Genomic DNA, 19,462 nt, shown 5'->3' with positions numbered 1-19,462 from the left:
CTTATTCTTTTGTGTATTTATTTTTTAGCACAAAGTCTGGATGTTCTTGAAAGAAGTTGTCCCAGAAAACTTTGTCGTAGGTCGCTCTATCAAATCGGGTCAGGTCTTTTACTCTATGCTCATAAGGGATTACATCTATATTCTCATTTGTAAAATCGTATGCATAAGAGTCGGTCAAATAAACATTGCTTCCTTTTTTATTCTCCTTATTAGTATATTCATTGAAGGCACGATTAAAGTAGCTATTAGCATAATATTTATTGTCATCTAACACTTTGGCAAAAGAAGTGATATTCTCCTCTTTAGAGACAAATTGTATGACATCTGCAAACCGAGGATAGCCTTTAAATCTTTTAGCTATTTCAACTTCATTTAGCGTTATTTCCCAATTCTCGATAACTTTTATAATAGCAAAACTCTCTTTGTCGATGTATAGAACACCTGAATATTTCGTTGGATAAGTTCTATTGGTGTAATTCCATTTGTCACGATCTGTTTCAAAAGCAATGATGTATAAATTGTCTTCGTTTGCATCTTTAGACTCAATGAAGTTTAGTTTGAATTTCTTGTATTTTCGCTTGTGTAAGATATTTGCATAGCGAATTGGGTTTTCTCTAAATTGTAATAATTGAGAAACGTATTTTAAGTTTTTATCTTTTTTATTGTTCCAATTAATTTGTTCAAGGCGTTGAGTCGTAATAAAAGAAGATAAATACCCTTGGTCGTAATCTTTGGTGATAAGTTCTAAATCTAAGGTGTTTTTATCGTTTACATTTTCTATCGTTCTGCTATATCTCATAAAGTTATACGGACTATCAGGGTGGTTTTTACCTTTATTTGCAATTGCCGCTTTGACAATCTCCTTGGCACTGAGTTGTTTTTTGATAACAATTTCAGCTAACTCCTCGTAGTTTGGTTCTACCAATTCTGTTTTTTGTAGCTTGTGGAGTGACACAAGAAGTGGGTTATAACCCATAGCTTGTACTTCAAAAGTAGCATTAGCTTGAGCACTTGGTACAAACGGTAATTCGTAATACCCATTTTCATCGGTTACTCTATACAACTCGAGATCCTTCAGAATTATCGTAGCATAAGCAATAGGTTGATTTGTGTATTTGTCAATCAATTGACCAATGAACTTTTCTGAGGTTACAGTAGCTTGTTCTGTCGTTGTGATTTCAGGCTTTTTTGCTGCGCTTTTTCTTTTATTAAAGTCTATATAAGGACTACTTACCTTGTGTATAAATAAGTAGCCATCGTGAAATAAGTCAAGTCTTTCTGTAGAGAAATCAACATAATGCAACAATCGAGTCGATTTAGGTTGGTGCATTGCCTCTTGATTAGAGGAGATAAACAGGTTAGGAGTACCAAGCTGAACTAATTCCTCTTCAAAAGAATTTGCAGCAATAGGTGCTTCATGCCATATTTTTGTAGAAGAGTCAAATATGGAGTCGTTAGCGTGTAATGTTGCCAAGCTATACACCTTGTCTTGTAATGCATCTTGAATGTGTTTACCCATCGATACAAACTCGCGTGCATACACATTACCACTATTTGGGTTGCTGTACATTACGTGGATATTATCACCCCAAACCGCAATCTTTTCTGTTGGATTTCTCTTGCTATAGCTCAACAGGTTGTCGGCCATTTGTTTATCTCTAATATTGAGATCTTTAGTAGCAAAATCACTTGTTAGAATAGGTTCTTTAGTAGTAATAACGTCTTCTGCTACCGCTAAAACTCCTTTGGTAAACTGTTGCCAATGATAAGTAGTATCAGAATCAGGTAGAAGCTCTATTTGTTTGATAATGCGGTTCATTTCTTTCAAAAAAGCAGTTGCTTTAATATCCGAGTTGTCGTATTTCGCATTTTCAAGTAGTCCTTCTAAAACAATACCTAAGTCGTCTTGATCCAGTTTAATTGCTATTTTGTGTTGCTCACAAAAGTCAAAGAAGTCCTCTATAAAATTAGCCGAATTTTGAATCTGAGAGTCGAAACCAATTACCTTTATGTTATTCGTTTCAATATATTGTACAAGTTCTTGAAATGCATCATCTTGACTCCAAACACCCCAGATAGCATTGTTAAACACATCAGCATCAAATCCTTGTTGATTCATTTTATAAATGTCATACATCGGTGATTCGATAGCAAAGGTGTTGAATCCTAACTCTTGGTGTAAATATTGAAATACTCTGATTTTAGCTTCGAAAATTGTAGTATAGGCGTGGGTAAGTTCCCCTAACATAACCATTTGCTTGTTTTGCAATTCACCTTTTAAAAATGATAAATCAGAAAGGTCTTTAGAATCAGGGGGTAATAATGGCTTTGTTTGTAGCTCTTGTGCGTTTGCTAAGGTTAGCATAAAACAAGAGATAAAGGTCATAAGTAATCTCATTATATGTGTTTTGTTGGTTATCGTATATATAACAAGTAAAAATATTTTTTATTGTACACTATTGTTCGCTTGATTAAACGTCATAATTGTTCAATTGATAGAAAAGGCAACAATTACAAGGAAGACTTTTGTATTATTTATTAGAACAATCGTTAAGATAAGAGAGGGGGACATTGGGTAGTAGGCAATATAATTGTTTGCTTTTTAAACTTTATAAGTTAGAAAATACAACAAAGAAAATTAGATTTTAAATATAAGTTTTATTTGTTTTAGTTCTGTTGCAAAAAATAGAGATGTTCTTGTTTTGTGCATTTTTAACGATATAGAACATTTTAATACACTATATTTGTTCAGGCTCATTTGAGCTAATTATAGCCAAAAAAGAAATCATCTAATGGAGATTTATAGCAAAAGAAAAAAAGTTTTTGAAGAGAAATACAACTCAATTCGAAGTAAGTATAAGATAGTAGGGGCGATTAGATTAATTGTTTTTTTAATGATTATTTATTTCTTCTATCTATCAGTTTCTAATGCAGACTATTTTTATCTTTATATAGCAGGGGGTATTGTAGTCTTGTTTTTAGCACTGCTTAGATTACACGCATCATATTCTTGGCGTATGCGATATATGCAGGCGTTGATGGATATTAATAAAGATGAATTAGCCTTTTTAGATGAAGATGCGAGACCATTTGAAGGAGGAGATGAGTTTAAAACAACAGACCATCCTTACGCATTTGACTTAGATATTTTTGGAGCAAAATCGCTTTTTCAATATTTGAATAGAACAGCCTCTTTTATTGGGAAACAGAAATTAGCAGACTTGCTAAAAGGGCATTTAGACACTAAGACTATTTTACTAAATCAAGAAGCAATCAAAGAGTTGTCTCAAAAAGTGGAATGGCGTCAGGAGATTAATGCGTATAGTAAAATCTCTAATTTAGATGAAGCTGCTTTCAAGCGATTAAAAGCTTGGAGTGAGTCAGAAGTAGTTAAGATGAGTAAAATGACTCGTGTGTTGAGTTATTTAGTACCGGCTATTTTGCTTGTTTCATCAATCCTATATTTGATTACAGATAGTACTGTTTACGGTTATATTGTATCTACTTCCTTTACGTTTAACTTAATCTTTGCGATGTCTAAAATACGCTATATACAAGCGGAGTTAGGCGGGGCTGATAAGGTACACGAAACGATAGATAGTTACAGTGCCATTATTAAGAGAATTGAAAAAGAGCCTTTCGCAACAGAAAAGATGAAAGGATATATCAAGCAATTGAGAAAAGACTCGTTTCAGGCCAGTAAGGAGTTAAAGGTGTTATCTCGTTTGTTTGAGCAAATGGAAACAGTAGCCAATTTATTTGTGATGGTTATTTTTAACGGATTGGGACAGTTTCACGTTCACGTGTTACACCGCTTTTTGGAGTGGAAACGCGAGAAAGCACAGTTGGTTCCAATTGCAATTGAGGTAATCGGAGAAGTAGAAGCTTTAAATTCGCTGGCAAACTTTTCATATAACAACAGAACGTATAGTTTTCCGACCTTAAATGAAGATGGAGAAATGAGCTTTACAGAGCTTGGACATCCGTTGTTAAATGAAAAGAAAAGAGTTTGTAACGATATTAGTTTTAGCGACCAACGCTTTGTAATCTTAACAGGTTCTAATATGTCAGGTAAGAGTACTTTTTTACGTACTGTAGGAGTAAACTTAGTATTGGCAGGAGTAGGAGCTCCAGTTTGTGCTTCACAAGCGTCTTTCTTCCCATTGCCTTTATTTGTTTCTATGCGTTTAACGGACTCGTTAGAAGACAGTGAGTCTTATTTCTATGCAGAGGTGAAGCGATTGAAGATGATTATAGAAAAGGTACAGCAAGAGCCTTGTTTTGTGTTGTTAGATGAGATTTTAAGAGGAACAAACTCAGATGACAAACAAAGTGGTACGATAGGAGTTATTATGAAGTTGATTCGAGAGAAAACGTATGGTGTAATTGCTACACACGATTTAGAGGTTTGTAATACAACAGATGAGTATCCAGAGATATTGATTAATAAGTGTTTTGAAGTGGAGATTAAACAAGACGATTTGCACTTTGACTACAAAATAAGAGATGGTGTGTGTCAGAATAAGAACGCTACATTCATTATGAAGAAAATGCAGATTATTGATTAACTGCATTCTTAAAAAATAGAACACCCTTTATAGGGTGTTTTTTTATGTCCTTATGTGTGTGAAAGTACTCTTTTGAAAGTAGAAATAGGTAAGCTGTTTAAAAAAGAGGCTTGAATTGCTGATATAAGATGCTCAAAAGTATATAAAAACAGAAAATGTGGGTTGTTTTTAAATTAAGGCGAATTAGCAGGAAAGTGTGCAAATACGGGGCTTTCAAGGGTTTTAAACGGGGATTGGTCGTAAATGAGTCGTAAATAAGTCGTATTTTGTTCGCGAAAAAGGCCTTTAGGTGAGGTATCTCCGACTTATCTCCGAGTTATCTACGACTAATGTACATATGAGGTCCTGTCAATCCCTTTGTTTATAAGGGTTTGAGGAGATTGGTGTAAAAAAGTGGTACGGAGTTAATAGTGCATTTGATAGCATTTGATAGCAAATGATGTCAAAATAACCACTTGTCGGTTTTTGCTAAAATTAAATTCGTTATAAGTAAAAGAAAAAGGGCTATCCTCTGGTAGAATAGCCCTTTAACAATATAAAAAAAGTACAATTAAATTTGTGCAATTAAATTTGTGCAATTAACTCGTTGATTAATCCGCGAGCGATAGGTTCTGCAGCTTGTACAGCTTTAAGAACATCTTCGTGATGTGCTTCAACGATTCCCTCTTCGTTACCCATATCAGAGATAACAGAGATACCGAATACTTTCATATCCATATGGCGAGCAACGATTACTTCTGGTACAGTAGACATACCAACACAGTCAGCACCTACAACGCGAACCATTCTGTATTCAGCTAATGTTTCAAATGTAGGTCCTTGTAATCCGTAATAAACCCCTTGTTTGATATCGTATTTTTTATCTTTAACAATCACTAAAGCTTTGTCGATTAACGTTCTTGTGTAAGCATCGTTCATATTTACGAAACGAGGTCCGAAACGCTCATCATTTGCTCCACGTAATGGGTGGTCTGGGAAAGCGTTAATATGGTCAGTGATAATCATAATATCTCCAACTTTGAAAGAAGGGTTAACACCTCCTGAAGCGTTAGAAACGATTAATGTTTCAACTCCCATATATTTCATAACGCGGATAGGGAAAACAGTTTTAGCCATTTCATACCCTTCGTAGTAATGGAAACGCCCTTGCATAGCCACTACTTTTTTACCTCCAATAGTACCAAAGATTAAAGCTCCTTTATGTCCTTTAACAGTAGACACAGGAAAGTTAGGAATTTCAGAATATGGAATTTCATATTCAATAGTAATATCTGCTGTTAGATTCCCTAATCCTGAACCTAAAACAATTCCGATTTCTGGTTTAAAATTTGTTTTTTCAGATAGATACTTAACCGTTTCTTGTACTTGATCCCACATAGTTTAAAATTGTTTTGTCAAATTCCTCGTTGTTATTAATAAAGGAAGTTTGAATTGGTAAATAATATAATTTCTCAGAAGGGATTACATCTTTTAATCGAACATAGTCCTTTTCTGTTGTAATAATTTTATGCTCTTTTGCAGTATTCAAAATTAACTCAATATCTGCTTTAGAAAAATGATGATGGTCAGGGTAGGTTAAACAAGTTGTTTGTTCACTTTTTAAGTGGTCAAAGAAACTTTGTGGTTTAGCAATACCAGCTACCATTATAAATTCTTCTTTTTTCAAGTCATCAACAGAGATTGTATCTGTCTTTGAATATGCAAGTTTACTGAATTCAATATACGTAAAAAAAGACAATTGTCCTGATTTTAAATTTAATTCTTTTCTGATGATATTCTGATTATCAATACTTAAATCTTTCGGACACTTAGTTACAATAACTACATTAGCTCTCTTAGCTCCTTTGCGTGATTCTCTAAGGTTACCTGTTGGCAACATATAATCTTTAAAGTAAGGTTCGTCATAAGTAGTTAGTAAAATATAGAAGCCCCCTTGAACAGCCAAGTGTTGAAAGGCATCATCAAGCACAATTGCTTGTGTTTGTGGTTTTAGTTTTAGTATATTTTGGATTCCGTTTACCCTTTTTGCATCTACAGCTACATTGATGTTTTCAAATTTATGGTGGTATTGAAAAGGTTCGTCACCAATTTGTTCCATTGTAGTGTTTTCATCTGCTAAAAAGAAACCTTCACTTTTGCGTTTATATCCTCTACTCAAGGTAGCCACCTTAAAGTCGTTTTGCAATAGGCGAATGATATATTCTACCATTGGAGTTTTTCCTGTACCACCCACACTAAGGTTTCCGACTACAATAGTGGGAATAGAAAAAGAGGTACGTTTAAATAGCCCAATTGTATAAAACCAATTGCGTATAGATGTGATTATGCCATATAAGATGGCAAATGGAAATAGTAAGTTTCGAAGTAGATTCATAGGTACGAAATTACCAAATTTTTTATCTTTGAGAAAATATAATAACTTCAAGGAAAATTATACTTAGTAAGATGAAGATAAAAGAGATTATTCCGGTGTTAGAAGAGTTGGCACCGTTGGCCTATGCAGAGGATTTTGACAACGTAGGATTGTTAGTTGGCGATTATGATAGTGAGGTAACAGGTATATTGGTTTGTCACGATGCCTTAGAAGCTGTGGTTGACGAGGCAATTGAAAGCAAGTGTAATATGATTGTTTGTTTTCATCCGATTCTATTTTCTGGTTTAAAGAAAATCACGGGTAAGAATTATGTAGAGCGTGCAGTGATTAAAGCGATAAAGAACGATATCGCTATTTACGCAATTCACACTGCTTTGGATAATCACCAAGAAGGGGTAAACAAGATATTTTGTGATACATTAGGTGTTACAAACTGCAAGATATTGATTCCGAAAAGTAATTATATTCAAAAGTTGGTTACATATGCTCCTCTTAATAAGTTAGAAGAAATTAGAACAGCCTTGTTTAATGCAGGGGCAGGGGCACTTGGTAATTATGACAACTGCAGTTTTGTTTCGACAGGAGAGGGGAGTTTTAAAGGAAATGAAAAGAGCAATCCCACTATTGGAGAAAAGCACGTATTAGAGAAAGTACAAGAAAACAAGATAGAGGTTACGTTTGAAAGACATTTACAAGGAAAGATTTTAAACGCCTTGTTTAATGCACACGAATATGAAGAGGTGGCTTATGAGATTTACAATCTTGAGAATAAGTTACAGAATGTGGGAATGGGGATGATAGGAGAATTAGAAGAAGCGATGGATGAAATTGCATTCTTGAAAATGGTAAAAGAAAAAACAGGTACAGGAGGAATTCGCCACAGTGCATTACTTGGTAAGAAGATTAAGCGAGTTGCTGTTTTAGGAGGTTCAGGAAGTTTTGCTATAAAAGCAGCATTAAGCCAAAAAGCAGATGCATTTATTACGGCAGATTTAAAATATCATCAGTTTTATGAAGCTGAAAATCAGTTAGTTTTAGCCGATATTGGACACTTTGAAAGTGAAAGGTATATAAAAAATTATATAGTTAGACAACTTTCAGAAAAATTGACTACTTTTGCAGTTATTTTATCAACAGTAAATACGAATCCAGTTAACTACTTATAAAGATGACAAAGAAAAAAGAATTAACCGTTGAAGAGAAGTTAAGAGCATTATACGACTTGCAATTAATCGACTCAAGAATTGACGAAATTAGAAACATGCGAGGAGAATTACCTCTGGAAGTTGAAGACTTACAAGATGAGGTTGCTGGACTAAACAAACGCTTAGAAAAGTTAAATGTAGACTTAAGTGATATCGAAGCGGGTATTAAAGATAAAAAATCTTCAATCGAAGAGTTTAAAGCTGCTATTGCAAGATATACTGAGCAACAAAACGAGGTTAAAAACAATAGAGAGTACACTTCTTTAGAGAAAGAGATTGAGTTTCAAAAATTAGAAATTGAACTTGCTGAAAAGAACATTAAGGAAATGAAAGCAAGTATTGAACATAAAAAATCTTCTATCACTGAAACTGATTCAAAATTAACAGCAAGAAAAGAGCACTTAGCTCATAAAGAAGCTGAATTGAACAGTATCATGGCTGAAACTGAGCGTGAAGAGAAAATTCTTTTAGAGAAATCAGAAGAGTTTAAAACTGATATCGAAGAGCGTTTAATGATTGCTTACAACAGAATCAGAAACGGAGTTCGTAATGGTTTAGCAGTTGTTTCTATTGAGCGTGGTGCTTCAGGAGGTTCTTACTTCACTATTCCACCACAAACACAGGTAGAAATTGCAGCTCGTAAGAAAATTATTACAGATGAGCACAGTGGACGTATCTTAGTTGATAGTGCATTAGCAGAAGAAGAAAGAGAAAAAATTGACGCTATTATAGCTAAATTATAATCTAAGGCCTCTTAATTTATTAAGAGGCTTTTTTTATTTATTAAGATGAAGAAGTTTGTAGGATTTATTGTGAATGTAATTTCCCTGTTTTCAGTGGAACGCGCTGTTGCTATATCCTACAAGTTTCTTACTTCTCCCCGTAAGGGACAGATTAAACCTGATGAGGTATTTCCTTTTTTAAATTCTGCTGCACAAACGCAGTTGCCTTATAAGGATTCTTATATACAAACGTATCAGTGGAATGCTGAGCGTACTGATTTACCTATTATTCTTTTTTTTCACGGTTGGGAAAGTAATTCTAATCGATGGGAAGCAATGGTTACGTATTTTGGAAACAACTATCGCTATATTGCTGTTGACGCTATAGGCCTTGGGCTATCGCCAGGTAAGAAGATTACGATTGTTGGTTATGCTGATATGATTGACTTCTGTTTGAAAACCTTTCAACCAACGTGTGTTATTTCGCATTCCTTAGGATCGTTTTCACTATTAAATCGATTAGCAGTTGGTCAATACCCTTCTGTTGAGAAAGCGGTTTTGTTAGGGTGTTTAGATGAGTATAGTAGTGTTGTAAAGAACTATGTGACTATGATGGGGTATCGATCAGTGATTCACAAAAGGTTAATTCAGAAAGTAGAACAGGTTATTAAAATGCCAATAGAAGCTTATGCAAGTTATTTGTTGGTAGAAAAGTGTACAATTCCCTTATTACTTGTACACGATAAAGGTGATGATGTTATTTATGAAACCGACTGTGTGAAGTTTCATCAAAAGATGGTTGATCTAAACCAAAATATCGTTGCTACAGAAGGATTAGGACATTCCTTACAAGGCAAAGTTGTCTATCAATCTATCTTAGATTTTATAGAAGACAATTAGTTTGCAACCAATTGTTTTATCGTTGAGAAAAATACTTATTTTTGCGCTATGGAAAAAGTACAAACACGTTTAAATAAATATCTATCTGAAGTTGGATATTGCTCAAGAAGAGAAGCTGATCGTCTAATAGAAGAAGGTCGTATTACTGTAAATGGTGTTGTTCCAGAAATGGGATTAAAAGTCAGTGAAGATGATGTTATTAGAGTAAACGGTCAACTGATTCGAAATAATGATGAGGAGAATGTTTACTTGGCATTCTATAAACCAGTTGGTATTGAGTGTACAACTAATTCTACTGTTAGAGATAATATCGTTGATTATATAAACTATCCAAAAAGAATATTTCCAGTAGGACGTTTGGATAAGGATAGTGAGGGGTTAATTATTATGACGAATGATGGAGACATCGTTAATAAGATTTTACGTCAGAAAAACAACCACGAGAAAGAATATATCGTTACGGTAAATAAACCTGTTACAGAGCGTTTTTTACAGCGTATGGGAGCTGGTGTGCCTATCTTAGACACAATTACAAAAGAGTGTAGAGTAGAGCCTATTAGTAAAACTGTATTCAGAATATTTTTAACGCAGGGGTTAAACCGTCAAATTCGCCGTATGTGTGAGTTTTTTGGTTATGACGTTGTAGCGTTAAAGCGTATTCGAATTATCAATATCTCATTAGATATTCCGGTTGGAACGTATAGAGATTTGACAAAAGAAGAACTTGCAGAATTGAATCGATTGATTGAGCCGTCAGTTATGACTGAAGAGGCAAGTTTGAATCAAGATGAGGAGAGTCAGCAAAGTATTAGAAAGAGAATGACTTCTGAGAATTCTGGACAAAGAGATGAGAGACGCCCACGTAGGAACTTTGATCGTGAAAAGACAAGCAGTAAGCCAAGAGAAATAAAGCTTAAAAATGAGCGTTTAAGTAAAAGAAGAAGAGAGAATTAGTTTAATTCTCTCTTTTTTTGTTTTAGAGGGATGTGTTCACGAGAAAAACAAGGCTGTTTACGGATTTTTACCTTCCAAAGGGCATAGCGTTTTCTTCACGACTATTACAATCGATGTAATGCCTATAAACCCTGCGGTTAGATCAAGGAAAACACGACAACTTCAGTGTGTTTGTAAGTAAGAATTAATGCTGCTGAGTTACACCTAAGTACTACAATTCACTTCTTTGATGAAATATTTTTAAGAGTTTAAATGTTTTTTAATCAAGTATTTAATTAAAGATTATATTCGTAGCATATTTAATGAAATACGGATATGTTTTTTGCAAAACCCTTACGTCTTTTGTTTCGTACAATAACAACGTTAGGTATGCATATACCTAAACATAACCTTAAAACATTAATTAAATGAATACGATCGATTCAAATGAGAAATTGAGTAAAACCAATTGGTTCTCTAAGTTTTCCCTATCTTTTTTAGCAATTGTAGGGGCTATAAATACGACCCTTTTTATAGTTATGCCTCTTTTGCCTTATAAGTTTTCAAAGTTTATTCTTCCTGCAGGATTTTTGACCTTAGGATTGTCAGTATTGTTCTCAATTGGTTTTTCTATCTTTTGGCATAAAAGAAAAAATATTAATTCTGTAAAATATGTTTCTTGGCTTTCAATACTATTGCGTTATTGGATTGCCTTTTTACTATTAGACTTTGGTTTTCAAAAAATATTTGAAGTCAACTTTAATCATTCCTATCATATAAATGATTCTTTAGTAGGTGCACTAACAGGGCCAGAATTAACTTGGAAATATTATGGGTTCTCTTATGGGCTTGCTGTGATTGTGGCGTTTTTTCAGATAATAGGTAGTGTTCTTTTATTGTTTAGACGTACGCTTTTATTAGGTGTATTAGTACTCTTACCGGTTATGCTAAATATTGTTTTGATTAATGTTTTTTATACTATCGGACCAATTACATTATTTACATCTATCTTAATAACGTGTGGATTAGTTAATTTATTTCTACAACATAAAGTTGATATCATACGTTTTTTTAATCAATACAAAAGTACGCTACCCTCACTTGGCAATAATTTTTTACGATCAATTGCTCGTGTATTATGTATTGTGGTTCCTTGTTTATTTGTGGTCTATTATAATTATGATGTTCATCTTTCAAAAAAGTATTTTGGAAAATGGAACGTTGAAAAGATGCTGCGTAATGGGGAATTAGTTTCTGAAAAAGCTTGGGAAAATGATACTTTAGCTTGGAAAACAATTTATATAGAAGAGAGAGGTAAGATGTATTATTGTCCAAATCCATATTCGTATGTAGATAGTATTTCGCTTTTTATGAAGTACCATTACAATGATCAGGATGAGACTTTTAAGGTCATATCTTACGAAAATAATCCGCAGCAACCAGATACAATTCCTGTTCAGATTAATAATCTTACAGATAAATCAATGCATTGGAAAATGATATTTAATAAGGATACTATCCAAATGGAGTTGAAGAAAGTAAACCTTTAAGAGAAGCGATGGCTTAATAAAGGTTTTAGACTGATGTTGGTTTGTAATTAAAATTACTTGGTATTGATAATTGCTAAAACACTAAACTGTACCGTATAAAAAAAGGAACCACTATTTAGTGGTTCCTTTTTTATACTGATAGGATTTGAATCACTTCTCATAAATAGATAAATAGAGATATTACCTAAATACCCTTTTTATTAAGGGTAATAGCTGGCTATAAAAGCTGAATGTCTTATTTTATTTAAGAATAGTAAACAGGTTCGGTTCTTTGAGATCATTGACCGATTTTTGACAGTATTTATCGGTCATTAATTCTTTTATTTTGTCTATTGTGATAATTTATATTTTATATTCAACTGCTCAGCAAGTTCTCGTATATTCTCTTTCCTTTTCAAGGATTTCAACCAATGCTTAGGAATACTCTCAAATCCATACAAAATACCTGCCAAAGCTCCTGTAATAGCCCCATTTGTATCTGTGTCTTTACCTAAGGACATAACCTTTAAAATAGCTTCTTCATAGCTTTTTGTAGTAAGCATAGTTTGAAGAGCAATTTCTAAGCTTCCAACTACAAACCCTCTATTATTAAATTCACAGGGATCAATCTCTGTAAAATTCAGAGAGAAGATACGCTTAAAGTATTCATTTTCTTGATAGCTATTAGCTAAGTCTTGTATAAGATTTTCATATGCAAGATGTGCATCTTTAGTTAAAACAAGATGTTTGGCATAGATAAGATAGATATAACAGCTATCTATGGCTATTTTATGTGCGTGTGTTAAACTACTAAAGTTGCTAATATAACTGTAAGGATCCGTAATGCTCTTGTCGTGTAAGAGTGGTAATAGTAAAGGAGATATGCGCATTATTGAACCATTACCATTGTCGCGTTCTGTTTTAAGTCCTGCTGTTTTCCAATTAGAATCATTTGCAAAGTTCTCTATAGCAAATAAAGTTGTTCTTCCAATGTCAAAAGTGTCTCCATCGGCAGTCCAATAACCCTCTTGCATCCAATCTTTGAAACGATCCATTAGATCATTTAAATTAGTTTCTTTGTTAGCTAAGTATTCAGCTGTGCAAAAAGTAAGAGAAGAATCATCACTAAAGGTTCCAACAGGTTTATGCCAAGAGCCAAACCCAGTTAGTCTATTAGGCTCATTTTGATAATTAGTTCTAACAGATTCCATATCTATTTCATTTGGAAACTTAAATTCGATTGGAACTCCTAAAGCATCAGCGACTGCTACACCGAATAGGATATCTTGTGCTAAGTTGGACATTTTACGCTTGTTTTTAAAGATTGCTTCTCAAAATTAAATCATATAAATGGCAACCCAAACTCTTAAGAAAAGATTCTTTGTTATTTTGAGAGAAGCCTTTGTAAACTTTTATTAAAGGAGATGTTATAAAATAATTTCATAACTCTTTATTTATATACTCTTCCAGTACTTTCTTTAAATAACACTTTTTCAGTTTAGCTTTTGTTTTTATTAGAAGGAAGGTATGATGTGTTTTAGAGCTTTATACCAAATGATTGGTGAACTTGAAATGCTCTTTTTTGTGTTTCCCCTTTATCAAGTTTATTTGATTATTTAAAACAAGTAGAAAAAGATTTTAAATTTTATAATGAGGCCCAACATCCAGATGAACTTAGACAAAAAATCGCTGAAAAAGTTTGTAATACAAAAGGTATGTTTAAAGGTCTAACACAACTACAGGGGCTATTTGAAAGGAAAAAAGATCAACAAATTACTAATCTTCAAAATTTACTTGAGATGTGTGGTAAGGCAGAAATGTTAGATATAGATTTCGATCTTAAGTTTAAAACTTAGATATCTAATTTTAAACGTGCTTTTATATGTTAATAATACTATAAAGTAGGCAGACTATACCACATAAAAAAAAGGAACCACTAAATAGTGATTCCTTTTTGTCGGGGTGGCAGGATTCGAACCACTCCTTGTAAATATCTTTAAATCAATCAATTGTCTTATTTGTGAAAACCAACTCACCTAATAGCTCACGGCTTAAAAAGTGAGTAAACCAAAGATAGTAAAATTGTTTATATTAATAGTAATAAAAAAGGTTAGTAAATTGCTAACCTATCTTTATGTGGTAAGTCCCGGTATCGAACCAGGTTTTCTATTTTACTCTTTAAATATATTCATCCTTTCAGATTATTTCGGTCAACTCACCTTCGATACCGAAACTCAATGAGACTAGTAGATTTCCTAAAAGACTTAGCATATAACCTAATGATAGGTTATTTATAATTGATTTTATTGTTTCCATACATTGTAGTTTTTTATTATTCAACCATCTGTCGATAACAATTACCAAGATATCTTTTAGATGAATCATACCAAAGAACGCAATAAGAATTTCCAGCTTTTTATATTTAGAGATTAAATATTTTAGAATTTCGATTATTAAGTTAACATAAATAGGTTAATGATATGATTGTTTTTAAAGGTAATATATACTAATAAAATAGTTCTATTTTTGCTAACTGAACCTAGTAATGTAGTTAGTATATAATATTAAATATACGCTAAAAGCCTTATTTACATAAGGAATTAATAGGTTTTACTTTATGGAAAACCGTCTTTTTTGATTGCTTTTTATAACCTGAATTTCCTCTATCATGAGCACCAAATCACACCAAGTAATCTGTGTTTTATTATGGACAGGAAAGGCAAAAGTACCTTGCTCTAAGCGTTTGTAGTATAACACAAAACCGCCTGTCTCCCAATACAAGAGTTTTATTTGATTACCTCGACGATTAATAAATACATAAACACTACCATTATGAGCTACTTGATTAAGCTCGTTTTGAACGATGCCACATAAACTATCAAAACTCTTGCGCATATCACAGGCTGATTTATACAAGTGGAATTGATGGGAACTACTCAAGCTAAACATTAGACTAAGTTTATTAATGAGTATAGTTCACTTAGATTATCAGTATGTACTCGTAGCTTTGCACCATTGGGATACATGATTTCATACTCTTGGGTACTAACCATCTGATCCTTTGTTATAGTTATAAAATTGCTATCTATTGAATGGCTTGATTCTGTTTTATACTTGATTACCCAATAACTAAATGATGCTAATTTAATTCCTGTACTTTCACAATATTTTGATTGTGTTAATTCACTTGCTTTCCAATCCTCTACATGAGAGTACATGATTTCTTGTTTACTCATCTATTTACTATTTGGAGCAAACTTAGTACCTTACATTAGCTTATAAAATATGCAATTGCTCGGGGGGATACCTACAAAAAAAGAGGTAAGACTAAGAAAAATAAAATGATTAATAAAATCAATGTCTTAGAAAAAAAGATTTGGAGTCTTACAATCTCAGATGATGATATTTTAAAGTATAAGAAAATAATAAAACTAGTTAGTAATTTAAAAATAATGATTTCTAACATTGCATAATGACTAGAAGACTAAAACAAAAAAACTATAATAAAAAAGGGGTGTTCTACTATTAAATAATAGCAAAACACCCTTTTACACTATCTATTATATTAATTGAATTAGCGAAGTTTCTTATAGAGTTAGTATAATTAAAGTTCATTAAAAAGTATGTGTGATTTACTATTCTAGTAAAGTTTGTATCATTATTATGAATTATAATTTTTATAACCATCATACTAGATACATCATCTTTTTTTAGATATGGATTATTTTTAGTTAATAGATGTTGTATATAGTCATTTTTAGTAGATTCTATAGCGTTTCAATTTATTAGGACCATCTGATTGTGTAGTTGTAAGTAGATATAGATATGTTAAAAAATAAAATTAACATTATTTGCACTTTTATATTTTTTTTCCTAATATCAATGTGGTTTTATTTCAGGAATTTATTCTATTAAATATATAATGTTTTTTTAATCTAATTTTTTTAAGATGTTTATAAGGAAGAATGTGTATATATGAAATATTTAATTCATTAAATGCGATTATTCTTAATGTTTTTTGTGTAAAATTCACATACTTTGTAGTGTTATTAAAAAGAGATTTTATGAAAAACGAACTTATATTTTTTAAGATTAGATTTAGTTTGATTTTTATAAATTTAGTTTATTCACTAGCTGCTTTATCTATTGGTTTATTTAAGCTTATAAAACAAGACAGCAAGTTTAGTTTCTTACCTTTTATTTCTCTATTCATTATACTAAATGTTTATGCTAAGAAAAATAAGAATGTGTTTAGACATGAAGTTAAAATGCTCTTAATATTAAATGCACTTGTTTGTTGTACTTTTTTTTTAAACTTTCAACCATGGTTAGAATTTGCTGTTTTTATATTTTATACAGTAATCTATTGTTTATTTGTTTGGATTAATAAGGCTAAGATTCTCAATCTTTTTATTGGCTTTAGAGAGTTATTAAATGTTGTTTTCTTCTTGTTTATTCTTAAAGTATTTTTTTTATTTTCAGAAGTCTTTATACTTAAATATCATATTGAAGAATTAGAAATATTTGTTGTTAAATCATCAATTCTAATTGAGATTATAGCTTTTACAGTATTTATTATTAGCATTTTAATCTATTTTATTTCGTATAAAAAAGAAAATAATTCAACAAGAGTATTTTAATGTAGGTTATCTATTAAAAAATAAGATTAGTTACAATAATTTATTATATGTTTTATTTTGTATTCCTTGTTATAGCTGTTGTTTATATTGTATTGATAAAGAGAATTAAACTCTTTGTCCAATATGAAAAAAGATTAGTAGAAGTTAGCATTTTATTGTCTATTAACTTTTTGGTTGGGCTACTTTACAATTATCTTTCTACAGCTGAATTCTTTTGTATATCCATTTTATTAAATTTATTTAATGGACCTATTTGTTTCTATGTACTATTTGATCGATCAAAGTACTTGTTTTATTTACAATATATTGTCAGCTTATTATCATTTATCTATATTATTGGTTATTCGTATTATATAAGTGAAGAGATAGAACAGATAAAGATATTTAATTATTATAGCGCTATTGTTAGTGTTATTCTTGGAATTGTATATGTTTTAGTATGTTACTACCTTCTTGTACAGATTTCTGTACGCATAAGAAATGAGAGTATTATAGTTGTTTTTCTCATAGTTTTCTTTTTTGAATCTATTATGATGTTACCAGATTTTAAAGAAAGAGGTTTTGATATTAATCCTTTGTTTATTTATCTAGGTTGTACTTTAATTCTTATTATTTCTAGTTGTATATATTTAATAGGTAAGCTATTAAACGTAAAATTAGAGAATACCAATAAACTACTAAGCTTACAGCCTTCTACTATTGACTTAAAGATTAGTGTGGTGGAAGTAGAATATGAATGTATTGATATAGATGAGGAAAAAGAGGGAGTTGTAGTAACTGTGGAAGAGAAAGATGTGACTCAAGAGAATAAAGAAGATGATTTTCAATATATTAGTTTAGTGTTAAATGAAAAATTGATTGAGAATCGTTTGTTTTTAGATCCTAATTTAAGTTTACATAGGTTATCTAAAGTCACTAATATTCCTAAGACTAGACTGTCTTCTTTTTTTAAAAGTAGTGAGGCCTCTAATTTTAATCAGTATATCAATCGTATTAGGATTGAATATGCTGTTATTACTTTACATGATTATAATCATGAGGAATTGAGTATAGAGAAATGGGCTTTGCTATCAGGTTTTAACTCAAGAGTAACATTTTATAGGTCTTTTGTAAATGTTTATGGTTTTCCTCCTTCAGAGTTATTGAAGAAATAAATTACAATTTAGAATAGTTTGAAGTTTAATCTTTATTTTTTTGATAAAATAGTACTTGAGTTTTGTTTCAAATTCTAATAAAATAGTTTCAAAATGAAATATCATTAAATAATAATTATTTTATATCGATTTAATAATACCTATTATGTCCTTTTTTACTTAGGTATTTTGTTTTGTCGATTTTGTTTTGGTTACAGATCTTAATATACTCTAAGCCCTATTTTACCTGATTTCAACTAATTAATTTTATAATATTAATTAAAGTTGCATAAAAAACAGGTGTGTTAAATATGCGATACAACTCTTTGTTAGTCACGTATTTCGATTATTGTATACCATATTTAACGTTGAGTAATAGTAGTTTTGACTATGTTTTTTTAAAATTGATATTTCATGAAATATCTATAATCAATATTAAAATATATGAAAAAAAGATTACTCCCTGTTGCACTTTTATTGGGAACTTTTGCTACTAATGCCCAAGTAGGAATTGGTACAGCAACTCCTAATAAATCTGCAGAATTATTAATTGAATCAAAAGACCGTGGTTTATTAATTCCTAATGTTGCATTAGAAAGCACAAAGGATAAGGTTACAATTAGAAACGGCAATGTGCAAAGTTTATTAGTCTATGCTACAAAAAAACAAAATGATATTACTCCAGGTTATTACTATTGGGATATAGATAAATGGTCACGCTTAACAGCTGATAAAGATATTCCACAAATTGTAGTAAACAATTTTGAAGAAATTGTAAATATGGATGGTGATAAGGTTAAAAATATCATCAAAAATATTGTGAAAAACACTGAAGGCAATGTTATCTATGAAGGAGATAAGTTTTATACCTATGTAAAAGATGGAGATAAAATTATCAAACAAGAAATCAAAGAGAAATTAACTACAATAGTACATGACGAAAAAACTGGAGATTATATTTATTATAATGAAAATTCAGTAGATCGCAATGGAAATATTATTGGTGAAGGAGTTCGTATAAAAATAAAAGAAACAGTTATTAATAAGTTTGGTGATATTATTAATAATAAAACTATTCAAGAACATATCACAAATTATTTAGAAGGAACGTATGTAGGAGGAAATGTTTATTATGATGGTGATAAACTTACATATGTAACTAAAGAAGGAGAAAGGAAAGAAGTTTCTATTAAAGAAGTAATTACTGCAAATGAGAGTAAAACTGAGATTATTACTGTAGCTAATAAGCAGTATTATGTTTCAGAAGAATATTTGATTGCTAATAATGATATTATTCCTTCTAATGTTGATCCTTTAAATTTATCTAAAGGAATTTATGCTATTGATGTTGTTGGAGGTGTAATTAATAATTTTGAAGAGATAGTTACTAAAGGGCCTATTACAGTAGATGGTCGTACCTTTAATACAATCAATGATTATATCAAGTATGTCACAGAG

General features: G+C 31.4%; 14 protein-coding genes and 1 pseudogene. 9 read left to right on the top strand and 6 right to left on the bottom strand.

The window, feature by feature from the left end:
* Nucleotide 1: 1 nt before the first annotated feature.
* A complete protein-coding gene (locus AABL81_RS12330; protein WP_341341185.1) occupies nucleotides 2-2,398 on the bottom strand; it encodes an erythromycin esterase family protein in 2,397 nt (798 codons plus the stop codon).
* A gap of 394 nt (nucleotides 2,399-2,792) precedes the next feature.
* Here AABL81_RS12330 and AABL81_RS12325 point away from each other — a divergent pair, with 394 nt between their 5' ends.
* Entirely contained in the window at nucleotides 2,793-4,568 is a 1,776-nt protein-coding gene (locus tag AABL81_RS12325; RefSeq protein WP_341341184.1) for a MutS-related protein, read from the top strand.
* A 564-nt stretch (nucleotides 4,569-5,132) separates the two neighbouring features.
* Here AABL81_RS12325 and AABL81_RS12320 read toward each other — a convergent pair.
* Together AABL81_RS12320 and lpxK are read right to left on the bottom strand one after the other, a co-directional pair.
* Nucleotides 5,133-5,945, bottom strand: coding sequence for a purine-nucleoside phosphorylase (locus AABL81_RS12320; RefSeq protein WP_341341183.1), 813 nt, complete (start codon nucleotides 5,943-5,945; stop codon nucleotides 5,133-5,135).
* Complete coding sequence (gene lpxK, locus AABL81_RS12315; RefSeq protein WP_158210393.1) at nucleotides 5,917-6,942, bottom strand: tetraacyldisaccharide 4'-kinase; 1,026 nt, start codon at nucleotides 6,940-6,942, stop codon at nucleotides 5,917-5,919. The genes AABL81_RS12320 and lpxK overlap by 29 nt, the downstream gene beginning before the upstream one ends.
* Nucleotides 6,943-7,013: 71 nt before the next feature.
* Between lpxK and AABL81_RS12310 the strand changes: the two genes are divergently transcribed.
* From AABL81_RS12310 to AABL81_RS12290, 5 genes are all read left to right on the top strand, one after another.
* A complete protein-coding gene (locus AABL81_RS12310; protein ID WP_341341182.1) occupies nucleotides 7,014-8,108 on the top strand; it encodes a Nif3-like dinuclear metal center hexameric protein in 1,095 nt (364 codons plus the stop codon).
* Nucleotides 8,109-8,110: 2 nt separating this feature from the next.
* Nucleotides 8,111-8,890 carry a zinc ribbon domain-containing protein gene (locus tag AABL81_RS12305; RefSeq protein WP_158210395.1) on the top strand — a complete coding sequence of 260 codons (780 nt, stop codon included), beginning with the start codon at nucleotides 8,111-8,113 and terminating at the stop codon, nucleotides 8,888-8,890.
* Nucleotides 8,891-8,935: 45 nt separating this feature from the next.
* On the top strand, nucleotides 8,936-9,769 hold the full coding sequence (locus AABL81_RS12300) for an alpha/beta hydrolase (protein ID WP_341341181.1): 834 nt from the start codon (nucleotides 8,936-8,938) through the stop codon (nucleotides 9,767-9,769).
* 48 nt (nucleotides 9,770-9,817) lie between these two features.
* The gene (rluF, locus tag AABL81_RS12295) at nucleotides 9,818-10,723 is read left to right on the top strand and encodes a 23S rRNA pseudouridine(2604) synthase RluF (RefSeq protein WP_341341180.1); all 906 of its coding nucleotides are present in this window, start codon (nucleotides 9,818-9,820) and stop codon (nucleotides 10,721-10,723) included.
* 407 nt (nucleotides 10,724-11,130) lie between these two features.
* Complete coding sequence (locus AABL81_RS12290) at nucleotides 11,131-12,252, top strand: hypothetical protein (protein WP_341341179.1); 1,122 nt, start codon at nucleotides 11,131-11,133, stop codon at nucleotides 12,250-12,252.
* Between the two features lie 329 nt (nucleotides 12,253-12,581).
* On the opposite strand, the gene AABL81_RS12285 is transcribed toward AABL81_RS12290, so the two are convergent.
* The 3 genes from AABL81_RS12285 to tnpA form a co-directional block, all read right to left on the bottom strand.
* Nucleotides 12,582-13,535, bottom strand: a complete 954-nt coding sequence (locus AABL81_RS12285; RefSeq protein WP_341341178.1) for an ADP-ribosylglycohydrolase family protein — start codon at nucleotides 13,533-13,535, stop codon at nucleotides 12,582-12,584.
* Between the two features lie 1,306 nt (nucleotides 13,536-14,841).
* The gene (gene tnpB, locus AABL81_RS12280) at nucleotides 14,842-15,180 is read right to left on the bottom strand and encodes an IS66 family insertion sequence element accessory protein TnpB (protein ID WP_341341177.1); all 339 of its coding nucleotides are present in this window, start codon (nucleotides 15,178-15,180) and stop codon (nucleotides 14,842-14,844) included.
* On the bottom strand, nucleotides 15,180-15,467 hold the full coding sequence (gene tnpA / locus AABL81_RS12275) for an IS66 family insertion sequence element accessory protein TnpA (protein WP_445929831.1): 288 nt from the start codon (nucleotides 15,465-15,467) through the stop codon (nucleotides 15,180-15,182). The genes tnpB and tnpA overlap by 1 nt, the downstream gene beginning before the upstream one ends.
* Before the next feature lie 828 nt (nucleotides 15,468-16,295).
* Here tnpA and AABL81_RS12270 point away from each other — a divergent pair.
* The 3 genes and pseudogenes from AABL81_RS12270 to AABL81_RS12260 form a co-directional block, all read left to right on the top strand.
* The gene (locus AABL81_RS12270; protein ID WP_341341175.1) at nucleotides 16,296-16,871 is read left to right on the top strand and encodes a hypothetical protein; all 576 of its coding nucleotides are present in this window, start codon (nucleotides 16,296-16,298) and stop codon (nucleotides 16,869-16,871) included.
* Between the two features lie 530 nt (nucleotides 16,872-17,401).
* Nucleotides 17,402-18,025 carry a helix-turn-helix domain-containing protein gene (locus AABL81_RS12265; RefSeq protein WP_341341174.1) on the top strand — a complete coding sequence of 208 codons (624 nt, stop codon included), beginning with the start codon at nucleotides 17,402-17,404 and terminating at the stop codon, nucleotides 18,023-18,025.
* 423 nt (nucleotides 18,026-18,448) lie between these two features.
* Nucleotides 18,449-19,462 (top strand): annotated as a pseudogene (locus AABL81_RS12260) (hypothetical protein); the annotation flags it as partial.

Origin of the sequence: Myroides sp. C1519, assembly GCF_038039755.1 — a bacterium.
Lineage (GTDB): Bacteria > Bacteroidota > Bacteroidia > Flavobacteriales > Flavobacteriaceae > Flavobacterium > Flavobacterium phaeum_A.
This window is presented reverse-complemented; position numbering and strand designations above follow the sequence as displayed.

Coding starts and splice junctions, on each gene's coding strand:
- lpxK (WP_158210393.1), bottom strand. CDS start 6,942: ATGAATCTACTTCGAAACTTACTATTTCCATTTGCCATCTTATATGGC.
- AABL81_RS12325 (WP_341341184.1), top strand. CDS start 2,793: ATGGAGATTTATAGCAAAAGAAAAAAAGTTTTTGAAGAGAAATACAAC.
- AABL81_RS12285 (WP_341341178.1), bottom strand. CDS start 13,535: ATGTCCAACTTAGCACAAGATATCCTATTCGGTGTAGCAGTCGCTGAT.
- rluF (WP_341341180.1), top strand. CDS start 9,818: ATGGAAAAAGTACAAACACGTTTAAATAAATATCTATCTGAAGTTGGA.
- AABL81_RS12310 (WP_341341182.1), top strand. CDS start 7,014: ATGAAGATAAAAGAGATTATTCCGGTGTTAGAAGAGTTGGCACCGTTG.
- tnpB (WP_341341177.1), bottom strand. CDS start 15,180: ATGTTTAGCTTGAGTAGTTCCCATCAATTCCACTTGTATAAATCAGCC.
- AABL81_RS12290 (WP_341341179.1), top strand. CDS start 11,131: ATGAATACGATCGATTCAAATGAGAAATTGAGTAAAACCAATTGGTTC.
- AABL81_RS12330 (WP_341341185.1), bottom strand. CDS start 2,398: ATGAGATTACTTATGACCTTTATCTCTTGTTTTATGCTAACCTTAGCA.
- tnpA (WP_445929831.1), bottom strand. CDS start 15,467: ATGAGTAAACAAGAAATCATGTACTCTCATGTAGAGGATTGGAAAGCA.
- AABL81_RS12305 (WP_158210395.1), top strand. CDS start 8,111: ATGACAAAGAAAAAAGAATTAACCGTTGAAGAGAAGTTAAGAGCATTA.
- AABL81_RS12265 (WP_341341174.1), top strand. CDS start 17,402: ATGATGTTACCAGATTTTAAAGAAAGAGGTTTTGATATTAATCCTTTG.
- AABL81_RS12320 (WP_341341183.1), bottom strand. CDS start 5,945: ATGTGGGATCAAGTACAAGAAACGGTTAAGTATCTATCTGAAAAAACA.
- AABL81_RS12270 (WP_341341175.1), top strand. CDS start 16,296: ATGAAAAACGAACTTATATTTTTTAAGATTAGATTTAGTTTGATTTTT.
- AABL81_RS12300 (WP_341341181.1), top strand. CDS start 8,936: ATGAAGAAGTTTGTAGGATTTATTGTGAATGTAATTTCCCTGTTTTCA.